The 19,370-nt window shown below is 32.8% G+C and carries 23 protein-coding genes; 13 read left to right on the top strand and 10 right to left on the bottom strand.

Annotated elements, in window-relative coordinates; translation table 11 throughout:
• The first annotated feature begins 190 nt into the window (after nt 1-190).
• The 12 genes from LQ189_RS06595 (at nt 191) to LQ189_RS06540 (ending at nt 6,620) form a co-directional block, all read left to right on the top strand.
• The gene (locus LQ189_RS06595) at nt 191-664 is read left to right on the top strand and encodes a DUF2383 domain-containing protein (RefSeq protein WP_230155201.1); all 474 of its coding nucleotides are present in this window, start codon (nt 191-193) and stop codon (nt 662-664) included.
• Nucleotides 665-718: 54 nt separating this feature from the next.
• A complete protein-coding gene (locus LQ189_RS06590; protein WP_230155199.1) occupies nt 719-1,510 on the top strand; it encodes an ABC transporter permease in 792 nt (263 codons plus the stop codon).
• Between the two features lies 1 nt (nt 1,511).
• Nucleotides 1,512-2,267, top strand: a complete 756-nt coding sequence (locus LQ189_RS06585) for an ABC transporter ATP-binding protein (protein ID WP_230155197.1) — start codon at nt 1,512-1,514, stop codon at nt 2,265-2,267.
• 17 nt (nt 2,268-2,284) lie between these two features.
• Complete coding sequence (locus LQ189_RS06580; RefSeq protein WP_230155196.1) at nt 2,285-3,172, top strand: MlaD family protein; 888 nt, start codon at nt 2,285-2,287, stop codon at nt 3,170-3,172.
• 182 nt (nt 3,173-3,354) lie between these two features.
• A complete protein-coding gene (locus LQ189_RS06575) occupies nt 3,355-3,540 on the top strand; it encodes a CsbD family protein (RefSeq protein WP_144890614.1) in 186 nt (61 codons plus the stop codon).
• A gap of 340 nt (nt 3,541-3,880) precedes the next feature.
• Nucleotides 3,881-4,504 (top strand): porin family protein, encoded by a 624-nt coding sequence (locus LQ189_RS06570; protein WP_230155194.1) that lies wholly within the window; start codon nt 3,881-3,883, stop codon nt 4,502-4,504.
• A gap of 24 nt (nt 4,505-4,528) precedes the next feature.
• The gene (locus LQ189_RS06565) at nt 4,529-4,681 is read left to right on the top strand and encodes a lmo0937 family membrane protein (protein ID WP_140344716.1); all 153 of its coding nucleotides are present in this window, start codon (nt 4,529-4,531) and stop codon (nt 4,679-4,681) included.
• Between the two features lie 37 nt (nt 4,682-4,718).
• Complete coding sequence (locus LQ189_RS06560) at nt 4,719-4,871, top strand: lmo0937 family membrane protein (protein ID WP_140344717.1); 153 nt, start codon at nt 4,719-4,721, stop codon at nt 4,869-4,871.
• A gap of 31 nt (nt 4,872-4,902) precedes the next feature.
• A complete protein-coding gene (locus tag LQ189_RS06555) occupies nt 4,903-5,229 on the top strand; it encodes a YtxH domain-containing protein (protein WP_230155192.1) in 327 nt (108 codons plus the stop codon).
• A gap of 48 nt (nt 5,230-5,277) precedes the next feature.
• Nucleotides 5,278-5,625: a hypothetical protein gene (locus LQ189_RS06550; protein ID WP_158727858.1), complete on the top strand. Its 348-nt coding sequence runs from the start codon at nt 5,278-5,280 to the stop codon at nt 5,623-5,625.
• Nucleotide 5,626: 1 nt separating this feature from the next.
• Nucleotides 5,627-5,977, top strand: coding sequence for a hypothetical protein (locus LQ189_RS06545; protein ID WP_230155191.1), 351 nt, complete (start codon nt 5,627-5,629; stop codon nt 5,975-5,977).
• Nucleotides 5,978-6,140: 163 nt separating this feature from the next.
• Nucleotides 6,141-6,620, top strand: a complete 480-nt coding sequence (locus LQ189_RS06540) for a nuclear transport factor 2 family protein (RefSeq protein WP_230155189.1) — start codon at nt 6,141-6,143, stop codon at nt 6,618-6,620.
• A gap of 25 nt (nt 6,621-6,645) precedes the next feature.
• On the opposite strand, the gene LQ189_RS06535 is transcribed toward LQ189_RS06540, so the two are convergent.
• The 8 genes from LQ189_RS06535 to LQ189_RS06500 form a co-directional block, all read right to left on the bottom strand.
• A complete protein-coding gene (locus tag LQ189_RS06535; RefSeq protein ID WP_230155187.1) occupies nt 6,646-7,692 on the bottom strand; it encodes an o-succinylbenzoate synthase in 1,047 nt (348 codons plus the stop codon).
• A 38-nt stretch (nt 7,693-7,730) separates the two neighbouring features.
• Complete coding sequence (locus LQ189_RS06530) at nt 7,731-8,966, bottom strand: tetratricopeptide repeat protein (protein ID WP_230155185.1); 1,236 nt, start codon at nt 8,964-8,966, stop codon at nt 7,731-7,733.
• A gap of 154 nt (nt 8,967-9,120) precedes the next feature.
• A complete protein-coding gene (locus LQ189_RS06525) occupies nt 9,121-9,798 on the bottom strand; it encodes a metal-dependent hydrolase (RefSeq protein WP_230155184.1) in 678 nt (225 codons plus the stop codon).
• Nucleotides 9,799-9,828: 30 nt separating this feature from the next.
• A complete protein-coding gene (gene menA / locus LQ189_RS06520; protein WP_230155183.1) occupies nt 9,829-10,791 on the bottom strand; it encodes a 1,4-dihydroxy-2-naphthoate octaprenyltransferase in 963 nt (320 codons plus the stop codon).
• Between the two features lie 48 nt (nt 10,792-10,839).
• On the bottom strand, nt 10,840-12,351 hold the full coding sequence (locus LQ189_RS06515) for a PH domain-containing protein (protein WP_230155182.1): 1,512 nt from the start codon (nt 12,349-12,351) through the stop codon (nt 10,840-10,842).
• On the bottom strand, nt 12,351-12,872 hold the full coding sequence (locus LQ189_RS06510; protein WP_230155179.1) for a PH domain-containing protein: 522 nt from the start codon (nt 12,870-12,872) through the stop codon (nt 12,351-12,353). Before LQ189_RS06510 ends, LQ189_RS06515 begins: the two co-directional genes overlap by 1 nt.
• Nucleotides 12,873-12,945: 73 nt before the next feature.
• Nucleotides 12,946-13,776 (bottom strand): 1,4-dihydroxy-2-naphthoyl-CoA synthase, encoded by an 831-nt coding sequence (locus LQ189_RS06505; protein WP_086454479.1) that lies wholly within the window; start codon nt 13,774-13,776, stop codon nt 12,946-12,948.
• Between the two features lie 717 nt (nt 13,777-14,493).
• Nucleotides 14,494-15,348 carry a S1 RNA-binding domain-containing protein gene (locus LQ189_RS06500; protein ID WP_182650041.1) on the bottom strand — a complete coding sequence of 285 codons (855 nt, stop codon included), beginning with the start codon at nt 15,346-15,348 and terminating at the stop codon, nt 14,494-14,496.
• Between the two features lie 442 nt (nt 15,349-15,790).
• On the opposite strand from LQ189_RS06500, the gene LQ189_RS06495 reads away from it, so the two are divergent.
• Nucleotides 15,791-17,143 carry a M28 family metallopeptidase gene (locus tag LQ189_RS06495; RefSeq protein WP_230155178.1) on the top strand — a complete coding sequence of 451 codons (1,353 nt, stop codon included), beginning with the start codon at nt 15,791-15,793 and terminating at the stop codon, nt 17,141-17,143.
• A 130-nt stretch (nt 17,144-17,273) separates the two neighbouring features.
• Here the strand turns inward: LQ189_RS06495 and LQ189_RS06490 are convergent, their stop codons facing one another.
• Together LQ189_RS06490 and menD are read right to left on the bottom strand one after the other, a co-directional pair.
• Nucleotides 17,274-17,615 carry a DUF2853 family protein gene (locus LQ189_RS06490; protein WP_230155177.1) on the bottom strand — a complete coding sequence of 114 codons (342 nt, stop codon included), beginning with the start codon at nt 17,613-17,615 and terminating at the stop codon, nt 17,274-17,276.
• 88 nt (nt 17,616-17,703) lie between these two features.
• Nucleotides 17,704-19,365 (bottom strand): 2-succinyl-5-enolpyruvyl-6-hydroxy-3-cyclohexene-1-carboxylic-acid synthase, encoded by a 1,662-nt coding sequence (gene menD, locus LQ189_RS06485; RefSeq protein WP_230155176.1) that lies wholly within the window; start codon nt 19,363-19,365, stop codon nt 17,704-17,706.
• Between the last annotated feature and the right edge of the window lie 5 nt (nt 19,366-19,370).

The following is a 19,370-nucleotide window of genomic DNA, read 5'->3' as shown; positions in this document are numbered from 1 at the left end:
CATTTTTTTTACCCTCATTTAGAATATATCTTATCCGTAAATATTGCAACTTTTCTGTAAAGTTGTGTAACAAGGTTTATGGTTATTTATATGAATTTTGCAAAGAGAAATTTATTGAAATGTGGTAGTATTTTAAACACCCTCTAATGCCCAGCCTGAAACATAAATAGCACAATCAAAATCATAAGATATGAATATTAAAAAATCAGTTGATGTATTAAACAATTTAATAGCATCTCATAAAGATAGGGTAATAGCGTATCAAAATGCAAAAAAGGGATTTAATGAAAATGACTTAGTGCAATTATTCAATGAGTTTGAAAAAACAAGCAATTTGTTTAATGAAGATTTGATATTTGAACTGAGTAAAATAAATGGTGCCCCAAAAGAAAATGCTAGAAATCATACTTTAATTGATAAAATTTGGGGAAATTTAAAAATAAACTTTTTCATAAAAGACAAAGAAGAAATTCTAAACAGATTGGAATATTCTGAGTTTGAAATACTCAAAGTATATAAAAACTCATTGACGAACAACACTGATTTTATTCCAAAAAAGCTGAATAAAATTTTACAACAGCAACAAATATTACTAACAAATCAACATGACAAAATTAAAGATTTGGGAGATAGTATGATAGCAAAATCAAGTATGAGTTTTTAAAAGGTAATTGTATTTTTTAAAAATATAATTCAGATTAAATTTAAAAATAGAGGAATGAACCAAACATTAACGATACAAAAAGAACGATTGGGAACTTATCTCAATCAAAGTTTTATTGAAGTTGGCCGTGCTACAGAATTTGCTATTCGTTTTTTTAAAGAAGCCATTAGGCCTCCATATGAATTCAAGGAGTTGCTCAAACAATGTTACTTAATAGGATATAAATCTTTACCATTAGTAACTATTACTGGTTTCATAATGGGGTTGGTTCTTACCTTACAATCGAGACCAACTTTAGCAGAATTTGGAGCCGAATCTTGGTTGCCTAGCATGGTGGCTCTGTCTTTAATTAGGGAAATTGCTCCTGTAATTACTGCTTTAATTTGTGCTGGTAAAATAGCCTCAGGAATTGGAGCTGAATTAGGTTCAATGAAAGTAACAGAGCAAATTGATGCCATGGAAGTTTCAGCTATCAATCCATTCAAGTATTTAGTTGTAACAAGAATTATGGCCACTACATTAATGATTCCATTACTGGTAATTTATGCTGATGGAATTGGAATAGTTGGGGGATACATGGGGATTAATATTCACGGCGATGTAAATGTAGTCCGCTATTTATCACAAGTGATTGAATCTATAACCTATTTAGATATTTTTCCCGCAACTATAAAAACTTTTTTCTTTGGATATTTTATAGGAATGATTGGTTGCTATAAAGGATATAATGCTGAAAATGGAACTGAAAGTGTAGGTAAAGCAGCAAATTCTGCTGTAGTTACAGCCTCATTAACCATTTTTATAATTGATATGATTGCGGTACAAGTAACTGATTTATTTTTTTAATATGGAAAAAAAATACACTCTTCAAAAAAATAATCCAGTAATTGAAATTAAAGACTTACACAAATCATTTGGTACAAATGAAGTTTTAAAAGGAGTAACATTTAACTTAAACAAAGGAGAAAACCTGGTAGTTCTAGGTAAATCCGGTTCTGGAAAGTCAATTACTATTAAATGTATCGTTGGACTAATTAAGATAGACAGCGGCATTATAACAGTATTTAACCAAGAAATCAATTCATTAGAAATTAACGAGTTAAACAAAATTAGAACACGCATTGGATTTCTTTTTCAAAATGCTGCTTTATATGATTCTATGAGTGTTCGAGAAAATCTTTCTTTTACATTGAGAAGGCATGATACCACATTATCAGGTGATGAAATTAATAAACACGTTTTAGAGGTACTCGAAAGTGTGGGATTGAAGGAAGCCATAGACAAAATGCCCTCTGAATTATCTGGAGGAATGCGCAAACGAATAGGGCTTGCAAGAACGCTGATTCTTAAACCAGAGATTATCTTGTATGATGAACCCACAACAGGACTTGATACCATTACCTCAAGAGAAATAAGTGAACTCATCTTAGAACTCCGACAAAAAAACAAAACATCATCAATAATTATAACGCATGATATGCCCTGTGCAAGACTTACATCTGATAGAATTGTAATTTTAAAAGAAGGTGTAATACATGTTGAAGGAACATATGATGAGCTAGAGAAAAGTGAAGATGAATGGGTTCGTTCATTTTTTATTTAAATTAAAAATTAAAAATCATGGTTAAAGAGTCAGGATACCAATGGAAATTAGGAATGTTTGTAATAGTTGGACTATTTTTATTTGTAGGTACCATCTATTTTGTAGGCAAACAAAAAAACTTATTTGGATCAACTATTGAGTTGTATTCAAAATTTAATTCAGTAAACGGTCTTGCAGTAGGCAACAACGTTAGATTATCAGGTATAAATATTGGTACTGTAGAACATATTGAATTCCTCAATGATACCTCGGTTGTTATTAAAATGGTAATCAAAGATGAAGTTCGTAAATACATCAAGAAAGATGCCGTGGCAAGCATTAATTCAGATGGTTTAATGGGCGATAAAGTCTTGACTATAACTTCAGGAAAAAAATCTACTATATTGATTAATGATCAGGATTATATTAGATCTAAAAAAGCCATTGAAATGGATGACCTGATGGTGAGTGTTAAGAAAAGTGTAGATAATGCCGGACTGATAACAGCTGAGCTAGCGCAATTTAGTTCAAGTATGAATAATGGTGATGGTGCATTATCTAAACTGGTTTCAGATAAAAAATTCGGGAATACCGTGGACAACATGGTAACCAGTTTAGAAGCAAGCGCATCAGAGTTTAAAACTTTTACTACTAGTATGAACAATGGTAAAGGTGCTCTATCAAAACTTATAAGTAACGAGCGAATGGGGAATTCAATAGATTCTTCATTAACCAATGTTAAAACAGCTACAAAAGGCTTAAATGAAGTAATTGAGGCAGCAAAACATAATTTTTTATTGAGAGGTTTTTTCAACAAGAAGAAAAAAGAAGAAGATAAAAAACTCGAGGAAGCACAAGAAATTGAAGAAGCCGAAATGAAAAAAGCTCTGAAAATGGATCAAAAAAATGATTCTCTTAAGAAATAATTCTCTTGTTTTATTGAATCCAAGCTATTTTTAGAAGTCTAAAACTATTTTGAATAAATAAGGTAAGTTAGTATACAAATCAGTGAAAATCACAACAAATAGCCATAGTTATATAATTTAATTAGTTAGTATTTTGGGAACTTTGGAGGGTGAAGATTATTTCACTATTAATAACCAAAATTATGAATTCAAATGATTTAGAGGGCAACTGGGAACAACAGAAGGAGAAATTAAAAGAAAAATTTGTTGCTTTGACTAGCAACAAGTCATTATTTTCAGAATCTAAGAAAGAAGAAATGCTTAAAAAATACCAAGACAAACTAGGAAAAACTAGAGAGGAACTTATTGTTATTTTTCAATCCTTATAATTTTTTTTTATCTCTTACTTACAGGATGTTAAATTAGGTTTCACTAAAACTGTAATTTATAAAATACTTTTTAATCAAAATAAATGTGACTAGAATACAGGATACTAAAATTGATTTTTTTGTTTCGTTAATTTTAAAATACAGATTATATTATGAAATGCAAGTTTTACAACTTGCATTTTTTTTACTTAAATACTGTTTATCAATGTTTTAATTCTAAAATTTAAAACCCGTAATTACTAAAGTGTGAATCTTGAAACATTCCATAAAAGTAATGTAACAACTAAACTGTGTTAATTAAAGACCTTTGTAATATACAAATCAATAAAAAAAATAAACAATGAAAAAGTCTAAAAATTTAATTTTCGCATCAATAACATTAGGATTATTATCTTTCACGGGAATCCAAGCCCAAGAAAAAACTCCAGCTTTTGGTTTTAAAGGAGGACTTAACTTTTCAAACTTATACACAGATACTGTTGATGACAATAATGTATTAACAGGTTTTAATGCTGGTTTATATGCTAAATTCCCAATTACAAACAGTATCGCAATTCAACCTGAGATTAGCTACACTACAAAAGGATCTGAATTAGTGTATAACAGTTTTGGAGTAAATGGAACAGCAAAATTCAATATCAATTATATCGAAGTACCTATTTTACTTGTTGCTAATTTAACGGATAACTTCAATGTACAAGTAGGTCCTTATTTAGCATACATGGTTAGCGGTAAAACTACAAATGATTCTAATCTTGGTTCATCAGTTCGTACATTAGATACTGATGATTTCAATAAATTTGATGCTGGTATTTCTGGAGGTTTAGGTTTTGATTTAGATGCAGTAAATTTTGGAGTACGCTACAATTACGGACTAACTAAGATTGGTAAAGATGATAGTTTTACATCTTCAGATGCTAAAAACAGTGTATTTAGCGCTTACGTAGGACTTAGACTAAACTAATAACTAACATTAAACATATTTATCATGAGCAATCTTCTTTACACAATAGCAGTTATTTTAGTGATTTTTTGGGCAATCGGTTTTTTTGCTTATAGTGTTGGATCCATCATCCACATTCTTCTTGTTCTAGCGGTAATAGCTATACTATTCAGATTAATTTCTGGTAGAAAAATATAATATTCAATACTAATTCTAATCATTAAAACTATAAAATATGAGTAATCTTCTTTATACAATAGCAGTCATTTTGGTAATTTTTTGGGCAATCGGATTCTTTGCTTATAGCGTAGGTTCAATAATTCATGTCTTATTGGTAATTGCTGTAATAGCAATATTGTTTAGGCTTATTTCAGGTAGAAACGTATAAATAAATAATTATAACTTTAAAAAATTGCATTATGAAATCAGATAAAATAATATTAGGAGTTTTAGGTGGAGTAGCTGTAGGAGCATTATTAGGTGTTTTATTTGCACCGGATAAAGGTAATAACACTAGAAAAAAAATTGCTGACAAAAGCAATGATTATGCTGACGAATTGAAATACAAATTGGACAACATTTTGGGAACTATTACTCAAAAATATGAAAAAATTTGGGCAGAAGGTGAGAAACTTGTTGCTGAGGGCAAATCTAAAATGAATGAAGTTAAACATGATGGAGAAGATCTTTTAGCTCAAGGTAAAGCTTCTTTTAATGAAGTAAAAAAGGATATTAATTCAATATAATTTGTATTACTTCTTTAAAAAATTAATTTTGATATAAATTTCAGGAAAATGGAAAACAATGCATCATCAATAGAAATGCTTTTTGAAAGAGCAGAGAATTATACTAAAACTTCAATAGAGTTAGCTAAACTTAATGCAATTGACAAAACTGCCGATGTGGTTTCATCATTAATCTCTAGAATGGCAATTTCTGTTGTTTTTGCGATGTTTATTTTTCTTTCAAACATTGGGCTTTCGTTATGGGTGGGCGAGCTTGTAGGTAAAGTTTATTATGGTTTTTTTATTGTTGGCGCCTTTTATCTAGTAATAACAGTTTTACTGTATTATTTCAAAGACAAATGGATAAAAATGCCTATCAGTAATTTAATAATTGTAAAAATGCTTAAAACCAGTTAATATGAAAAAGACAACTGAATCAGAGATGCTAAAAGAAGCTATTCAATTATTGAAAGAAAAACAAGCTTTAGAACTTATACAACTTAAAGATCAATATCATGTAACTTATGAAAGTTTACAACCTGTAAACCTTATAAAAAATGCTTTTGGACAGTTAACAAAAACTTCGGAGTTTAAAGGTAATATTCTTAACAGTGTTATTGGTATTGCATCAGGATACTTATCAAAAAAAGTATTATTAGGTTCTTCCCATAATCCAATCACAAAGGTACTCGGTACTATTTTACAATTTGCAATTACTAACTTTGTAAGTAAAAAAGCTGAGACTTTTACTCAAGACAAGGTATCTTGATTGGTACTTTTATATAAAGATTTAAAAATTAATTAGAGGATAGCACAAAAAGCTATCCTCTTTTTTTTATAAAAACAGTTTGATTTGATTTCTAAATATTTTTTTGAAGAAAATATATAGTTGTTTAACTATAAATTTAATAGATTTACTAAAATTAAACACCATGAATGCTAACGAAAATACAATCATAAAATTCTATACTGCCTTTGCAAATGCCGACTTTAAAACTATGAGTGAGTGTTATGCAAAAGAGGTTCACTTTAGAGATCCTGCTTTTGGTACTTTAACAGGAGAACAAGTTACTATGATGTGGAAAATGCTTTTAGAACGAAGCAACGGAAATTTAAAAGTAATTTTTTCTAACTGTAAAGCCAATGAATTTTCGGGTTCTGTTCAGTGGCAGGCTACCTATTTGTTTAGTAAAACTAATAGGATGGTCATCAACAATATTTCTGCTCAATTTCAATTTAAGGATGGACTCATTATAAAACACGTAGACGAATTTGACTTATACAAATGGTCTAAACAAGCTTTTGGAATAACTGGATTTTTGCTAGGATGGACCGGATTTTTTCAGGGAAAAATTCAGAAAAATGCTCAAGAATCGCTACAAAAATACATCGCAAAACAAGAAAAGAATTAATTTTTTTAAACTTGCTAATAAACCTTTACTTGAACTTTGAAAAGTCAAAATCCCAATCAGTTGTGGGGTTGTACCACAAATGACCATTTGCAACATCAAGCGGACAATCAAAATTATTAGTGTACAAAGCTCCAGTTCCTAATCCTTGTGGCATAGCATTATTTTTCTCAAATGTCCATTGTGCTATGGCATTTAATCCTATATTACTTTCTAGTGCAGAGGTAATCCACCACCCTATTTGATGCTTTTCAGCCAAGTCTATCCATTCTTGAGTGCCTTTGAAACCGCCTATAAAACTTGGCTTTAAAATAATATAATGTGGCTTTATTTGAAGTAATAATTGCTCTTTATCCTCTTTCAAAAAAACTCCTATCAACTCTTCATCTAGCGCTATAGGAAATGGAGTTTTCTCACACAGCTCTGTCATATTTTCAATTTGATTTTTTTGAATTGGCTGTTCAATACTATGTATCTTAAATTCATTAAGTTGTAGTAACTTATCTAAAGCGTTTTCTACCGCAAATGCACCATTAGCATCAACCCGAATTTCTATTTGCTCAGGTGTAAAATGATCTCTTATAAACTTCAGTAATTGTAGTTCTGCATCAAAATCTATAGCGCCTATTTTAAGTTTAATACACTTAAAACCATCTGCCAACTTTTCTTCTATTTGCTTTTTCATGAACTGCTCCTCACCCATCCATACCAGTCCATTTATTACAATTGCTTCTTGGCCAGCAGTAAATTGAGATGGAAATAACACAAAAGGATGGTCACTCTCTAGCGATTGAAAAGCCATTTCTACACCAAACTGAATAGAAGGAAATTCTAATAAAGCTTCCCATAGTTTTTCCTTTCCTAAGTGAATGTTTTCACAAGTCCACTTTAATTTTTCTTCATAATCAGGTCGGTCATCTATACTTAAACCACGTAAAATACCACACTCACCAATTCCTTTTTTGCCGTCTTGTTTTAATACTATAAACCAAGTTTCTTTATCGTTCATTACCCCGCGTGAAGTACCAGATGGGCGTTTAAAATTAAGAATGTATTTGTGATAGGTTGCTTTCAAAATATATTTTTTTGGTGTAAGTGAAGATCTTGATTGATTTAATCTACTATTTTTAAAACTTTCTCAAAATCATTAGACACGATTCCAGCTTTTTTAAAGGCTTCAAAATCTTGCTTAATTTTTTGTATCCAACTCAAACTATCCGTTACATTTTGAGTTTGGTATTGTTTATAAATGGCTTTGGCCAATGAAAAATTTTCGTTTAACAAATACGCATGCGCCAAATTAAGCTGAATTAATAATTCTGTTTCATCCTTTTTTTGACCATCTTTTAAAAATTTTATGGCTTTGCTATACTGTTTAGTTACCAGATAACTATATCCTAGATTGTTATAATCCAGCGCTGAGGCTTTTCCATCATTGATAATGGTAGTCAGTTTTTGTATGGCTTCACCATGTTTGCCTTGTTTTGCTAATGCAGTAGCTTGTTTTCTTAAGTCTTCATAAACAGCAGTCGAAAGGTTGCTTTCTCCAAAACAACTATTACCAAAATCTTTAAACGCTTTAGCGCGCTCTACGGCTAATAATTTTTGAAACTCAGAATAGGTATATTTAGTTTGAATTTTATCCAATATACAAACACAAAAATCATCAGAATTACTCATTTTTTGAGCCAAGTTTGATGTTTTGCATTGGTCAATAATACCTTTTTTATTTTCAACTGTCCATCCACGGCTTAGTTTTTTATCAACCCAGGGCACAACTTCAAGTATTATTTTCTGGTTCATAATCCAGTTTTTACTTTCAAAACCAAACCACAAGTTTCCCTTGTTGCTTTGCATACAAGCCGATTTATCAGTTGAAAGGCGTTTAGCATCTTTGCTTATTGGTGTGTTTTGAACCAAGCAGGCAGTATCTGTTTTTCCGTTTTCTTTGTATTGTGTTGCCAAGTCAGCACTTGAAAAAACAGCATACTTGCAGGTATCATCTCCTGAAATTTTAGACAAAATAAAAACTGCCCCGGCTGACCCTTGACTAATGCCTGTGGGATCTGGAATAGATTTTAAAACTGAAACCAAACTTCCAGCCATTTGCTGGTTTTTATCCAAAAGGGTAATTCTAAAAACTACCTCAGTGGTTCCCTCAGGAAAATCTTGGGTTTTGATGATGATTCTGTCTCGTGCAGATACCGTAATTTCTTCTGATGTAGCGCGGGTTTTATCCCAATAACCATCTTGTTGTGCAAAAATAGTGTGGAAAGAAAGTAAGAATAGAACAAAAACAAATAGCTTTTTATATCGCATGGTAAAATAAAATAATGGATAACATGTCATTCTAAAACGTGTTTAGGAGTACGTTTAGTACTTATGAATGGTATTTTCCTAGCCCTGATAGCAGTGAAAATCCTTTTATAAAGCCGTAAGCCCATCTAGGCTTACGGCTTTGTAAAAGATTGTAACGAATAGCAGGAAATAGCTCCTAAAAAAATTACAAATCAATAGATTTCCCTATTTCTAGCAACATTAAATCTTTTCCTTTGTTAAAAAACTTACGAATGGACTCTTCTTTATTGATTTCGATATACCCGAAAGTATCAAAATGGTATCCTAAAATTTTATCACATTCTACAAAATCTGATGCAATGATAGCGTCTTCAACATCCATGGTGAAGTTATCACCTATTGGTAAAATGGCTAAATCAAGTTTTGTACGCATCGGAATCAATTTCATATCCATGGTAAGTGCCGTATCACCTGCAATATAAATATTTTTGTGCTCGCCTTCTATGACAAAACCACCGGGGTTTCCTCCGTAAGAGCCGTCTGGGAAAGAGCTGGAGTGAATTGCATTTACGTATTTTACTTTACCAAAATCAAATTTCCAACTTCCACCGTGGTTCATAGGATGCGATTGAAACCCTTTTGCACCATAATATCCTGCAATTTCAGCATTGGATACAATTACAGCATTTGTTCTTGAAGCTATGGCTTCTACATCAAGAATATGATCTCCGTGTGCGTGAGTTAATAAAATGTAATCCGCGGCTAGAGTGTCAATGTTGATGTGTGCTGCTAAAGGATTTGCCGATATAAATGGATCAACAAGTATGTGTTTGCCACCAACTTCTATTCCTAATGATGCGTGACCGTAAAATGTTATTTTCATTGTTATTGTTTTAAAAGTTTAGTTCTTAAATTATCTTCCGCCGAGAAATAAATTTACAAATAAATCCTGAATGAATGAAACCATACATATTGATAATAGTATGGCTAAAGCAAAGGTGCTCAAGGCTAATTTTTTAAGTTCAGGGTCAAGATCTTTTTGATTTTTATTGTTATAAACCGTTTTTAAATGTTTTAATAATGGAATAAATGCGATTATAAATAAATACTGATCAAGTCTGTACTGACTGATTACAGCAAAAATTACAACAAGCAACATGGCTGTTATAATTAAAAAATAGTGATATTTCTTGGCATTTTCTCCACCTATTTTAACCACTATCGTATTTTTATTTGATTTTCTGTCTGAGACTTCATCGCGCATGTTGTTCAAATTCAAAACACCGGTACTTAATAATCCTATTGCAATGGCCGGTAAAAACAAATTGAAATCCAATTGTTTAGTATACAAAAAATGAACGCCTAAGGTGCTCACTAATCCAAAGAAAACGAATACAAATACATCTCCAAAACCATGATATCCATAAGCAGACTTTCCTACCGTGTAACGAATAGCAGAAATAATGGCTGCTACTCCTAGCACTAAGAAAAATAGGGAGTATAATATATTGGTATCTGCGAAAGATTCATAAATTAATAAAATTGCTGCAATCAATGTGGCTATTGAAGTAATAATAATTGCCTTTTTCATGGCCTGTGGTGTTATTACACCGCTTTGTATGGCACGTTTAGGCCCTATTCTATCCTCATTATCGGTTCCTTTTATGCCATCACCGTAGTCGTTAGCAAAATTAGACAGCACTTGCAATCCTAAAGTAGTTAAAAGCGCTAAGCCAAAAATGGCCCAACTAAAAACTTCGGTAGGTGTTAAAATATTCTCGGTAGGATTTGCAAGAGCATACATACTTCCTACGATTATTCCAGATACTGATAATGGCAGTGTGCGTAAACGCGCGGCCTCAATCCAATGTTTCATAATTATTTTTTATTTAAATCTCAATCCCTTATGAATTGAGTTTTTCTTTTACATCCAGTTGCTATCGAACTTTTCCATTCGATACAACCACAAATTTACTTTACTTTTTAATATTGTAAAATTACCCATCTGGAACGAAATAGTTCCTCCAGCAGTGTGCAAAATAACCGAACCAAGATCTAATTTTTTATGCCAAAAATATTGCGATGTGGAAATGGCTTGTATTTTATGAGGCTCGATAATTGCCGTGCTGATATCCCAAGCTCCACTTTGTTTGATGATAAAATTATCATGAATGAACAATCTATTATTTTTGAATTTGAAATACTGTAGTAAACCTATAAAAATTACATAAACAGGAACTAAATATACAAAGTCAAATGCAGCGGGTTCCATCCAAGATCCTATGGCGTAGAACAATAAAACAGGAAGAAGTATATACAACAATAACGCTACAGCTAACACTCTAAAATTAGGCTTCAAGGCTAAACCTTTTTCAGGTATTTGATCATACAATAATTGTAAAACCGAACTGCTCTCTAAATCACTGCATCCTGGAATTTCAATGATAGATTTTCTGTCTTCGGCAGTACCGCTGGTAGCTTGTCTTATTCTTAATTCTAATATACCGAGCTTTTTTTGGAAAAAATTTCTTTTAATGGTTGTAATTTGGACTTTTTCAGGCTTAAGAATGGTACTTTTAGAATTGAATAATCCATAAGACAATAACATAGAATTTTTTTGAAGTGCAATTGTGTACCCAAAAAATTGAATAATTACCCGTGCAATATTCAGTACCAATACACCTGCTAATACAAATACAAAACCAATTACAAGAGATTGAGAAGCTAAACCTTTATCAACATAAGAATTAACTTGTTCTTGATACACGGAATCACTCTCACTGAATTTTCTAAAATTTTCATAAATAGTGCTTCCAAAAATAATAATTAATCCGATGGTTTTACCGTAGTTTGAGGTTATTCCTAACTTTAATAAACTCAGCAACCCTATGGTTACAAAAGGTGCCTCAGTTACTTCTGCTTCTTTATCAGCAAGGTTTAAATTTATATCTAAACCTTGACTTATTTTTAAAGCCGATTGGTCAAGCAAACGCGATTTTAATTCTAACGCCACTTCATGAGAAATAGCTTTAATATGACCCTCTTTTTTTGCACTTCCTGCAGTATCAACATGCAATTCATACACACCAATTAGTTTTTGAATAAAGGACTGATTGATGTTTACTTGTTGAATTTTATCCAGTTGTATGGCAGTTTTGGTTTTGTTTAAAATCCCATCAGAGATAATAAATTCTTCTTTTTCAGCATCTAAAAAAAAGGTGAAACTGCGGTATTTCAAATAAGATATAACGCCTATCAAAAGTAAAAACAACACAATACCTGTAACCAAGTACAAAACATTTAGCTCCTTGAATTTAAAAGCATATACTACAATTAGCGGCCAAAAAGAGCGAGCATTTTTTTGTAAAGCATAAAAAAACAACACCAACACTCCCACTGGAGATTGTCTTTGCGGCGCACTAAAACTTACATCCATTACAGTTGTTTTTGAATTTTAACCATCAATAACTGTTTGATATTTTCGGCTTGTTCCTTTTCAATTCCGGGTATTTGAATGTCACTAGAACTTCCGCCCGCTGTAAATATTTCTATTTCGGCTAAGCCAAAAAAACCAGGTATAAATCCTTCATGTAAGGCTACATGTTGCACTCTATTATAAGGAATTATGATTGTATTGGTAGCCAAAACTCCATATCGATACAAAACGTCATGTTCTCTAAATGCAAAACCTTTTTTTCTAAAACTAAGCAGCGCAAATAAAACGATAAATAGAAATACAAATGGAGACATTAAACCTAATAAAAATGATATTCTACCTGAAAAACCATCTGGTTCAAAGTACAAATAAATAAAAGGAGCTGCAATTAGTGCAATAATCAAAATAGCAAGCTTGATTGCCATCACAAAAATATATTTGGGATGCAATTTTGTAAAAATTACTTCCTCGTATTTTGGGAGTAAATCGGTATCAATTATTTCGTTCGAAAAGTTTTGCATTTTTTTATTTTCTTTCAATTTTAAAGTGTAACGTTTTAGGTTTTCGAATTGAAAACCTAAAACTTAAAACTTTTTATGGCAACCATTTTTTTTCAAAATTTGGTTTTCTTTTTTCTAAAAATGCATTTCTACCTTCTTTTGCTTCTTCGGTCATGTATGCTAATCGAGTAGCTTCACCAGCAAATACTTGTTGGCCCACCATACCATCATCAGTCAAGTTCATAGCAAATTTTAGCATTTTAATAGCCATAGGCGATTTTTGCAAAATTTCTTGTGCCCATTCGTAAGCTGTTGCTTCTAATTCATCATGAGGCACCACAGCATTTACCATACCCATATCCATAGCTTCTTGAGCCGAATAATTACGTCCTAGAAAGAAAATTTCTCTAGCTTTTTTTTGACCTACCATTTTAGCCAAATAAGCTGATCCATAACCTCCGTCAAAACTAGTTACATCCGCATCGGTTTGTTTAAAAATAGCGTGCTCTTTACTAGCAAGTGTCATATCACACACTACATGTAAGCTGTGTCCACCACCTACTGCCCATCCTGGCACTACTGCAATAACCACCTTTGGCATAAAACGAATTAATCGTTGTACTTCTAAAATATTCAAACGATGTTGCCCGTCATCACCCACATAACCTTGATGGCCACGTGCGTTTTGATCGCCACCACTGCAAAAAGAGTACACACCATCTTTAGAAGATGGTCCTTCAGCTGACAACAAAACTACACCTATTGAGGTATCTTCTTGGGCGTCATAAAAAGCATTGTACAACTCGGCAGTAGTTTTTGGTCGAAAAGCATTGCGTACATCGGGTCTGTTAAACGCAATTCTTGCAACGCCGTTACATTTCTTATAGGTGATATCTTCGTACTCTTTGGCAGTAATCCAATCCATGGTAATTGTTTTAAATTATTTCAGTGTAAAAATAAATCATTTTTTACATTATATCTAGTCTATTTTGAATAAGCTTATGGTAATCCTTCTCTGATGAAAGGATTTAAAATGTTAAAAATCAGAAAAAAAACGATATTCTTAATGGTTATTAGCATACTATTTTTTAAATTTATAATAAGTTAATCATCTTATTACAAGCTTCAAAGTTGATTTTCTTAATTATACTTCACTGAGTTATTAACCTAAAAAAAGAATGTATTGTTTACCATTAAAAATGTTACCGCTCTTTTTTCTAAGGAAATTATTCGCTTTATTTTTTCAGAATTCCAGAGCAAAAAATCTATGAACAAGTCATTAATCTTAGTCGTAGTAAAAATAAAGTAGCACCTGAGGTTTAACCAAAGTATTATTTTTCTTGTTGTTGCTGTGCAAAACAGTATTAAAAATATTTTTTAGAAAATAATCTAATCTATTAAAGAAAAACCAAGGTCATAGCGAAACTATTTTTTCACGTTAGCGCAATGAATTGAACATATAATAAAAGAGGTCAAAAGCAACTAATGTCGCTGTTACATCTTAAAAATAGTCATAAATACTATGATGAGCATGCACATACCGTTTCTTTCAACCATTATTATATTTTAATACTTGTACTATTTTTTTATTGTAGTATTAAAAAGAGAAAGACTAACCTTTATAGATTAGTCTTTCTTTTTTTTATTCTTTAACTAAATAAATTCCGTCTTCCTTAATTTCAATCAATTGCTCCCTGTATAAAGAACCAATTGCTTTTTTAAACGTTTTTTTACTCATCTTCAACACCGTTTTAATGTCTTCGGGATGAGAATTATCAGTCAATCTCAAAAAACCTCTGCTTGCGCGCAGTTCATCCAGAATTTTTTCGGCATTGGGTTCAATACTTTGATAACCTTGTATTTGTAAAGAAACATCAATTTTATTGTCTGGCCTGATTGTTTTAATGTAACCACGCATGCGGTCTCCCGTTCGAATGGCATCATCATACACTTCATCCTTGTACATCAATCCTTTATACTTTTCGTTGATAATCACGTTGATTCCCAACTCCGTAATATGCGACACAATCAAATCAACTTCCTCACCTTTCTCAACAGTTAGGTTTTCATTTTTCAAAAACTGATTCAATTTACTAGAAGCGACTAATCTATTGGTTTTTTCATCCATATAAAGGTACACCAAATAGCGTTTTCCTTTTTCCATAGGGCGCGCCTGCTCTTTAAACGGAACCAAAATATCCTTTTCCATTCCCCAATCCATAAACGCTCCTACTTGATTGGTATAATTCACTCTTAAAAGTGCAAACTCATTCAGTAAAATATACGGTTCCAGAGTGGTAGCAACTGGTCTTTCTTCATGGTCCAAATACACAAACACGATCAACTCCTCACCTATCTCAAATTCGTTAGGAACGTATTTGTTGGGAAGCAAAATGTCATGAATTCCCTCTGGATCTTGCTCTGGATTTCCCAAAAACAAACCCACTTTGGTATCACGTAATATCGTTAGCGTATTGTATTTTCCTATTTCAATCATTATATTGTATTTTGTAAAGTGCAAAGGTACGAAGTTTGAAAGTAGGATATTAAGAAACCGTCCACAAAAAAACTTTTGCGAAAATAGCTCCTCTTTTCCTTTTTAGGAGCACCCATCTTCGTTGTTTCATCACGTGTAGTCCCGCTGTACGCAGTATCCACGCCCAAAAGCGTGGGATACTCACTTCCATCGGGGCTAGATTTGCAATTTATGTTTTCAGAAAACGTTCTCCAGAGTAAGTCTCATAAAATTCATTTGGCTGAGACCTAACAGGTTTTTAAAACCTGTTAGGTCTTAAATTCTCAATTCACGATTCAAATTCCAATCCAAATCCCGACCAATACTTTCTAGCCTTAACTTCAAACAAATCCTAAAATTAAACACGCAAGCAGCATTCTTTTTCTTTTTTCTTAACTTTGGTCAAACTAATAAAAACTACTTAATGAAATCTAACTCCATTTTTACATTTGTACTGTTGGTTTGTTTCTCACTTACGAGCGTGGCACAAGCAACGGTTGACGATCCCGAAATCAAAAAAATGCTGTCCGAAGTGAAATCGGAAAACATGGAAGCTACCGTACGCAAACTCGTTTCGTTTGGTACACGCCATACGTTGAGTGACACCAAAAGCAATACACGTGGTATTGGCGCAGCACAGCGCTGGGTAAAATCAGAATTTGACAAATATGCTTTGGCTTCTGGCGGGAGACTTACTTCTGTTATTGATTTTTTTACCATCAAAGCCGATGGAAAACGAATTGCAACAGATAGCGAATTAGGAAACGTAATGGCAACTTTAAAAGGTACTAATCCTACTGATGATCGCGTAATGATAATTAGTGGTCACTTAGATTCAAGAGCTTCGGATGTAATGGACGCAAAATCTGACGCGCCTGGCGCAAATGATGACGCTTCTGGAGTGGCTGCCATGATGGAACTTGCCCGAATTATGAGTCAAAGAGAATTTCCTTTTACACTCATTTTTGTGGCTGTGGTGGGTGAAGAACAAGGACTATATGGTGCTAAACATCTTGCTGATCTTGCCAAAGAAGGCAAATGGAATTTGATTGCTATGCTTAACAATGATATGATAGGCAACAGTTTATCAAGCGGCACTTTATTGCGTGATAATACTAGAGTGCGTGTTTTTAGCGAAACTATTCCCTATCTAGAAACTGAAGCCGAAGCAAAAATGCGAAAATCAACTAATCGCGATAATGATAGTCCATCCAGACAGTTAGCACGTTACATTAAAACAGTAACCAACCAATATGTTGATCAATTAGATATTAATCTGGTATACCGCAACGACCGTTTCTTGCGTGGTGGTGATCATACTCCTTTTAGTCAAAATGGTTTTACTGCGATTCGTTTTTGTGAGATGAACGAAAACTACGATCACCAACACCAAAATGTGCGAAAAGAAAATAACATTCAGTATGGTGACCTTCCTGAATTCATGGACTTTGAATACATGAAAAAAGTAACCTGTTCTAACTTAGCTACTTTCAGTAACTTAGCGTGGTCACCAAAAGCTCCAACTAATGTTGGAATTGAAGTAAAAGATTTAACCAATTTCTCTACTTTACTTTGGACTGCCCCAGAAGGAAAAGCTGTTTATGGCTACAACATCCTTATTAGAGAAACAGGATCACAACACTGGGAAAAAACTATTTTTGTAAAAGATACAAAGGCCGAAATTCCATATTCTAAAGATAATTTTTTCTTTGCAGTGCAAGCGGTTGATGCTTTAGGTCATTCTAGTTTACCTGTTTTCCCTATCCCTATTCGTTAACTTTCAAGAATGAAATCAATTTAATAGAAACTAATTCTCGTGTTTTTGATTAAAAAAGTGATTTAACAAAAAAGCGTTTGTCTCAATTCGACAAACGCTTTTTTTATGCATTTTGTAATCAATCTTAAGATTAATTGTAAACGCTCTCTTTCTTGAAATGAACTGTAAGTAAATAATAAATAACGGCTCTGTACTTATTTCTATTAGATCTTCCATATTTTTCCATTACCGAATCTATTGCAGCGTCTAGTTCTTGTCCATCAGTAAGTCCTAATTTCTTAATCAAGAAATTGTTTTTTACTGTGTCCAATTCTGACTGCTGACTTCCAGCTACCGTTGCTGAATCAGCATTGTAAATTGACGGTCCGCAGCCTATTGTAACTTTAGTTAATAAATCCATATCTGGATCAACGCCGCATTTTTCTTTCAAATCTGCTGCGTATTTTACAATTAATTCTTCTCTTGCGCTCATAAATAAAAGTTTTTAGTTGGTTTTTTTGTTTATAACAGACTAAAATTAAACATTATATCTTAGAGTTGTATTAAAAACAAGAAAAAAATTACACTAATTCTTTAAAAAATTGCAATAAAATACTATCATTTTGTAATGTAGGTGTAAACACTTCTAAAATACATGGCTTCTCATTTTGTGCGTACAATGCAATCAGACCACTTTCTAGACTTACCTCATCACTAGCAATTGTATATTCTAAACCATACATTTTTGCTAAATTTTCGGCGGTCAAGCAATGGGATGTCTCAAAAAAAGTATTAAAAACTGGCGTTTCTTCATGTCCCGGTAGAATTCTAAAAATTCCTCCACCACCATTATTAATCAATATAATTTTGAAATTTTTAGGAATATAGCTGTTCCACAATGCATTGCTATCATACAAAAAACCTATGTCACCCGTTATAAAAATGGTTGGTTTTTTATTGGCCACAGCCGCACCAATCGCTGTTGATGTACTGCCATCAATTCCACTAGTTCCACGGTTACAATACACTTCAATTGTAGGGTGAATGTCTATCAATTGCGCATAGCGGATGGCCGAGCTATTACTAATTTGTAAATGGCTGTTTATTGGCAAACCCTGAATAACCCTATCAAATACTTTAAAATCCGAAAATGGAATTTTATCTAAATAAATTTCGCTTTTTAATTTTCGTAATGCTTTTACTGCGTCTAATTGATTGAAATAATTACTTTCTATTGCATTTGTAAGTGGCAGAAAGGTTTCAAAAAACACATTTGGATTTACTTCAAAATGGTGCGTCAAAGCACCAAAAGTGTCATACGCTCTCCAAGAATCAATATGCCAATGGTGTTTGGGTTTGTATTTGCGTAAAAATGCTTTGATTCTTTTTGAAACGACCATTCCGCCAAATGTTACTAAAATATCCGGACGAAAATTTTCAAAATCTTCATTCGTAAAAGGGGTAATTATCGTGTCAATATTGTTTATAAAAGTATCATGGTGTAAGTTGGAAGTCGTTTCGGTCAACACTACAACCGACTCATCTTTGGCGAAAGCCTCAATTACTTTATCGTTAACGGTATTCGGTTCGTTAACGCCAACCAAAATCATTTTCTTTGTAGCATTGTTCCAAATCGTTGCAAATTCCGAAAGATCTTCTATGGAAATCGTCTCAGTCACATTTGCGGAAGCGAAAGTATTTACTTTGACTGAAAGTTCCGAAACGGTTTCATACAAAGGTTCTTCAAAAGGAGCATTGATATGAACGGGACCTTTTTGAGAAATAGCCGTGTTAATGGCCTCGTTGATTTTTAAATCATTCTCGGCCGAAACATCCTCATGCAAATTAGCATTGTATAACGAATGGTTTTCGAATACATTTTCCTGTCTAATGGTTTGTCCATCACCAATATCAATCTTACTTTGAGGCCTATCTGCTGAGATCACCACAAGTGGAATTTGACTGTAAAAAGCCTCTGCAAAAGCGGGATAATAATTCAATAAAGCGGATCCAGAGGTACAAACAAGTGCCACTGGATGTGCCGTTTGTTGTGCCATTCCTAAACCAACAAAGGCTGCGCAACGTTCATCAGCAATGCTGTAACATTTAAAAGCAGGATTGTTTACAAAACCTATGGTAAGTGGTGCATTTCTGGAACCCGGGGAAATAATTATGTTGGTGATTCCCTTGGCTAAGCAAATTTCAATTATGCTTTGCGCCAAAGGTATTTTGGGGTATATCATTGTAT

Origin of the sequence: Flavobacterium sp. CECT 9288 (genome assembly GCF_918731615.1) — a bacterium.
In the GTDB taxonomy this organism is placed as follows: Bacteria; Bacteroidota; Bacteroidia; order Flavobacteriales; family Flavobacteriaceae; genus Flavobacterium.
The sequence above is the reverse complement of the archived record's forward strand: the minus strand, read 5'-3'. Positions and strand labels throughout refer to the sequence as shown.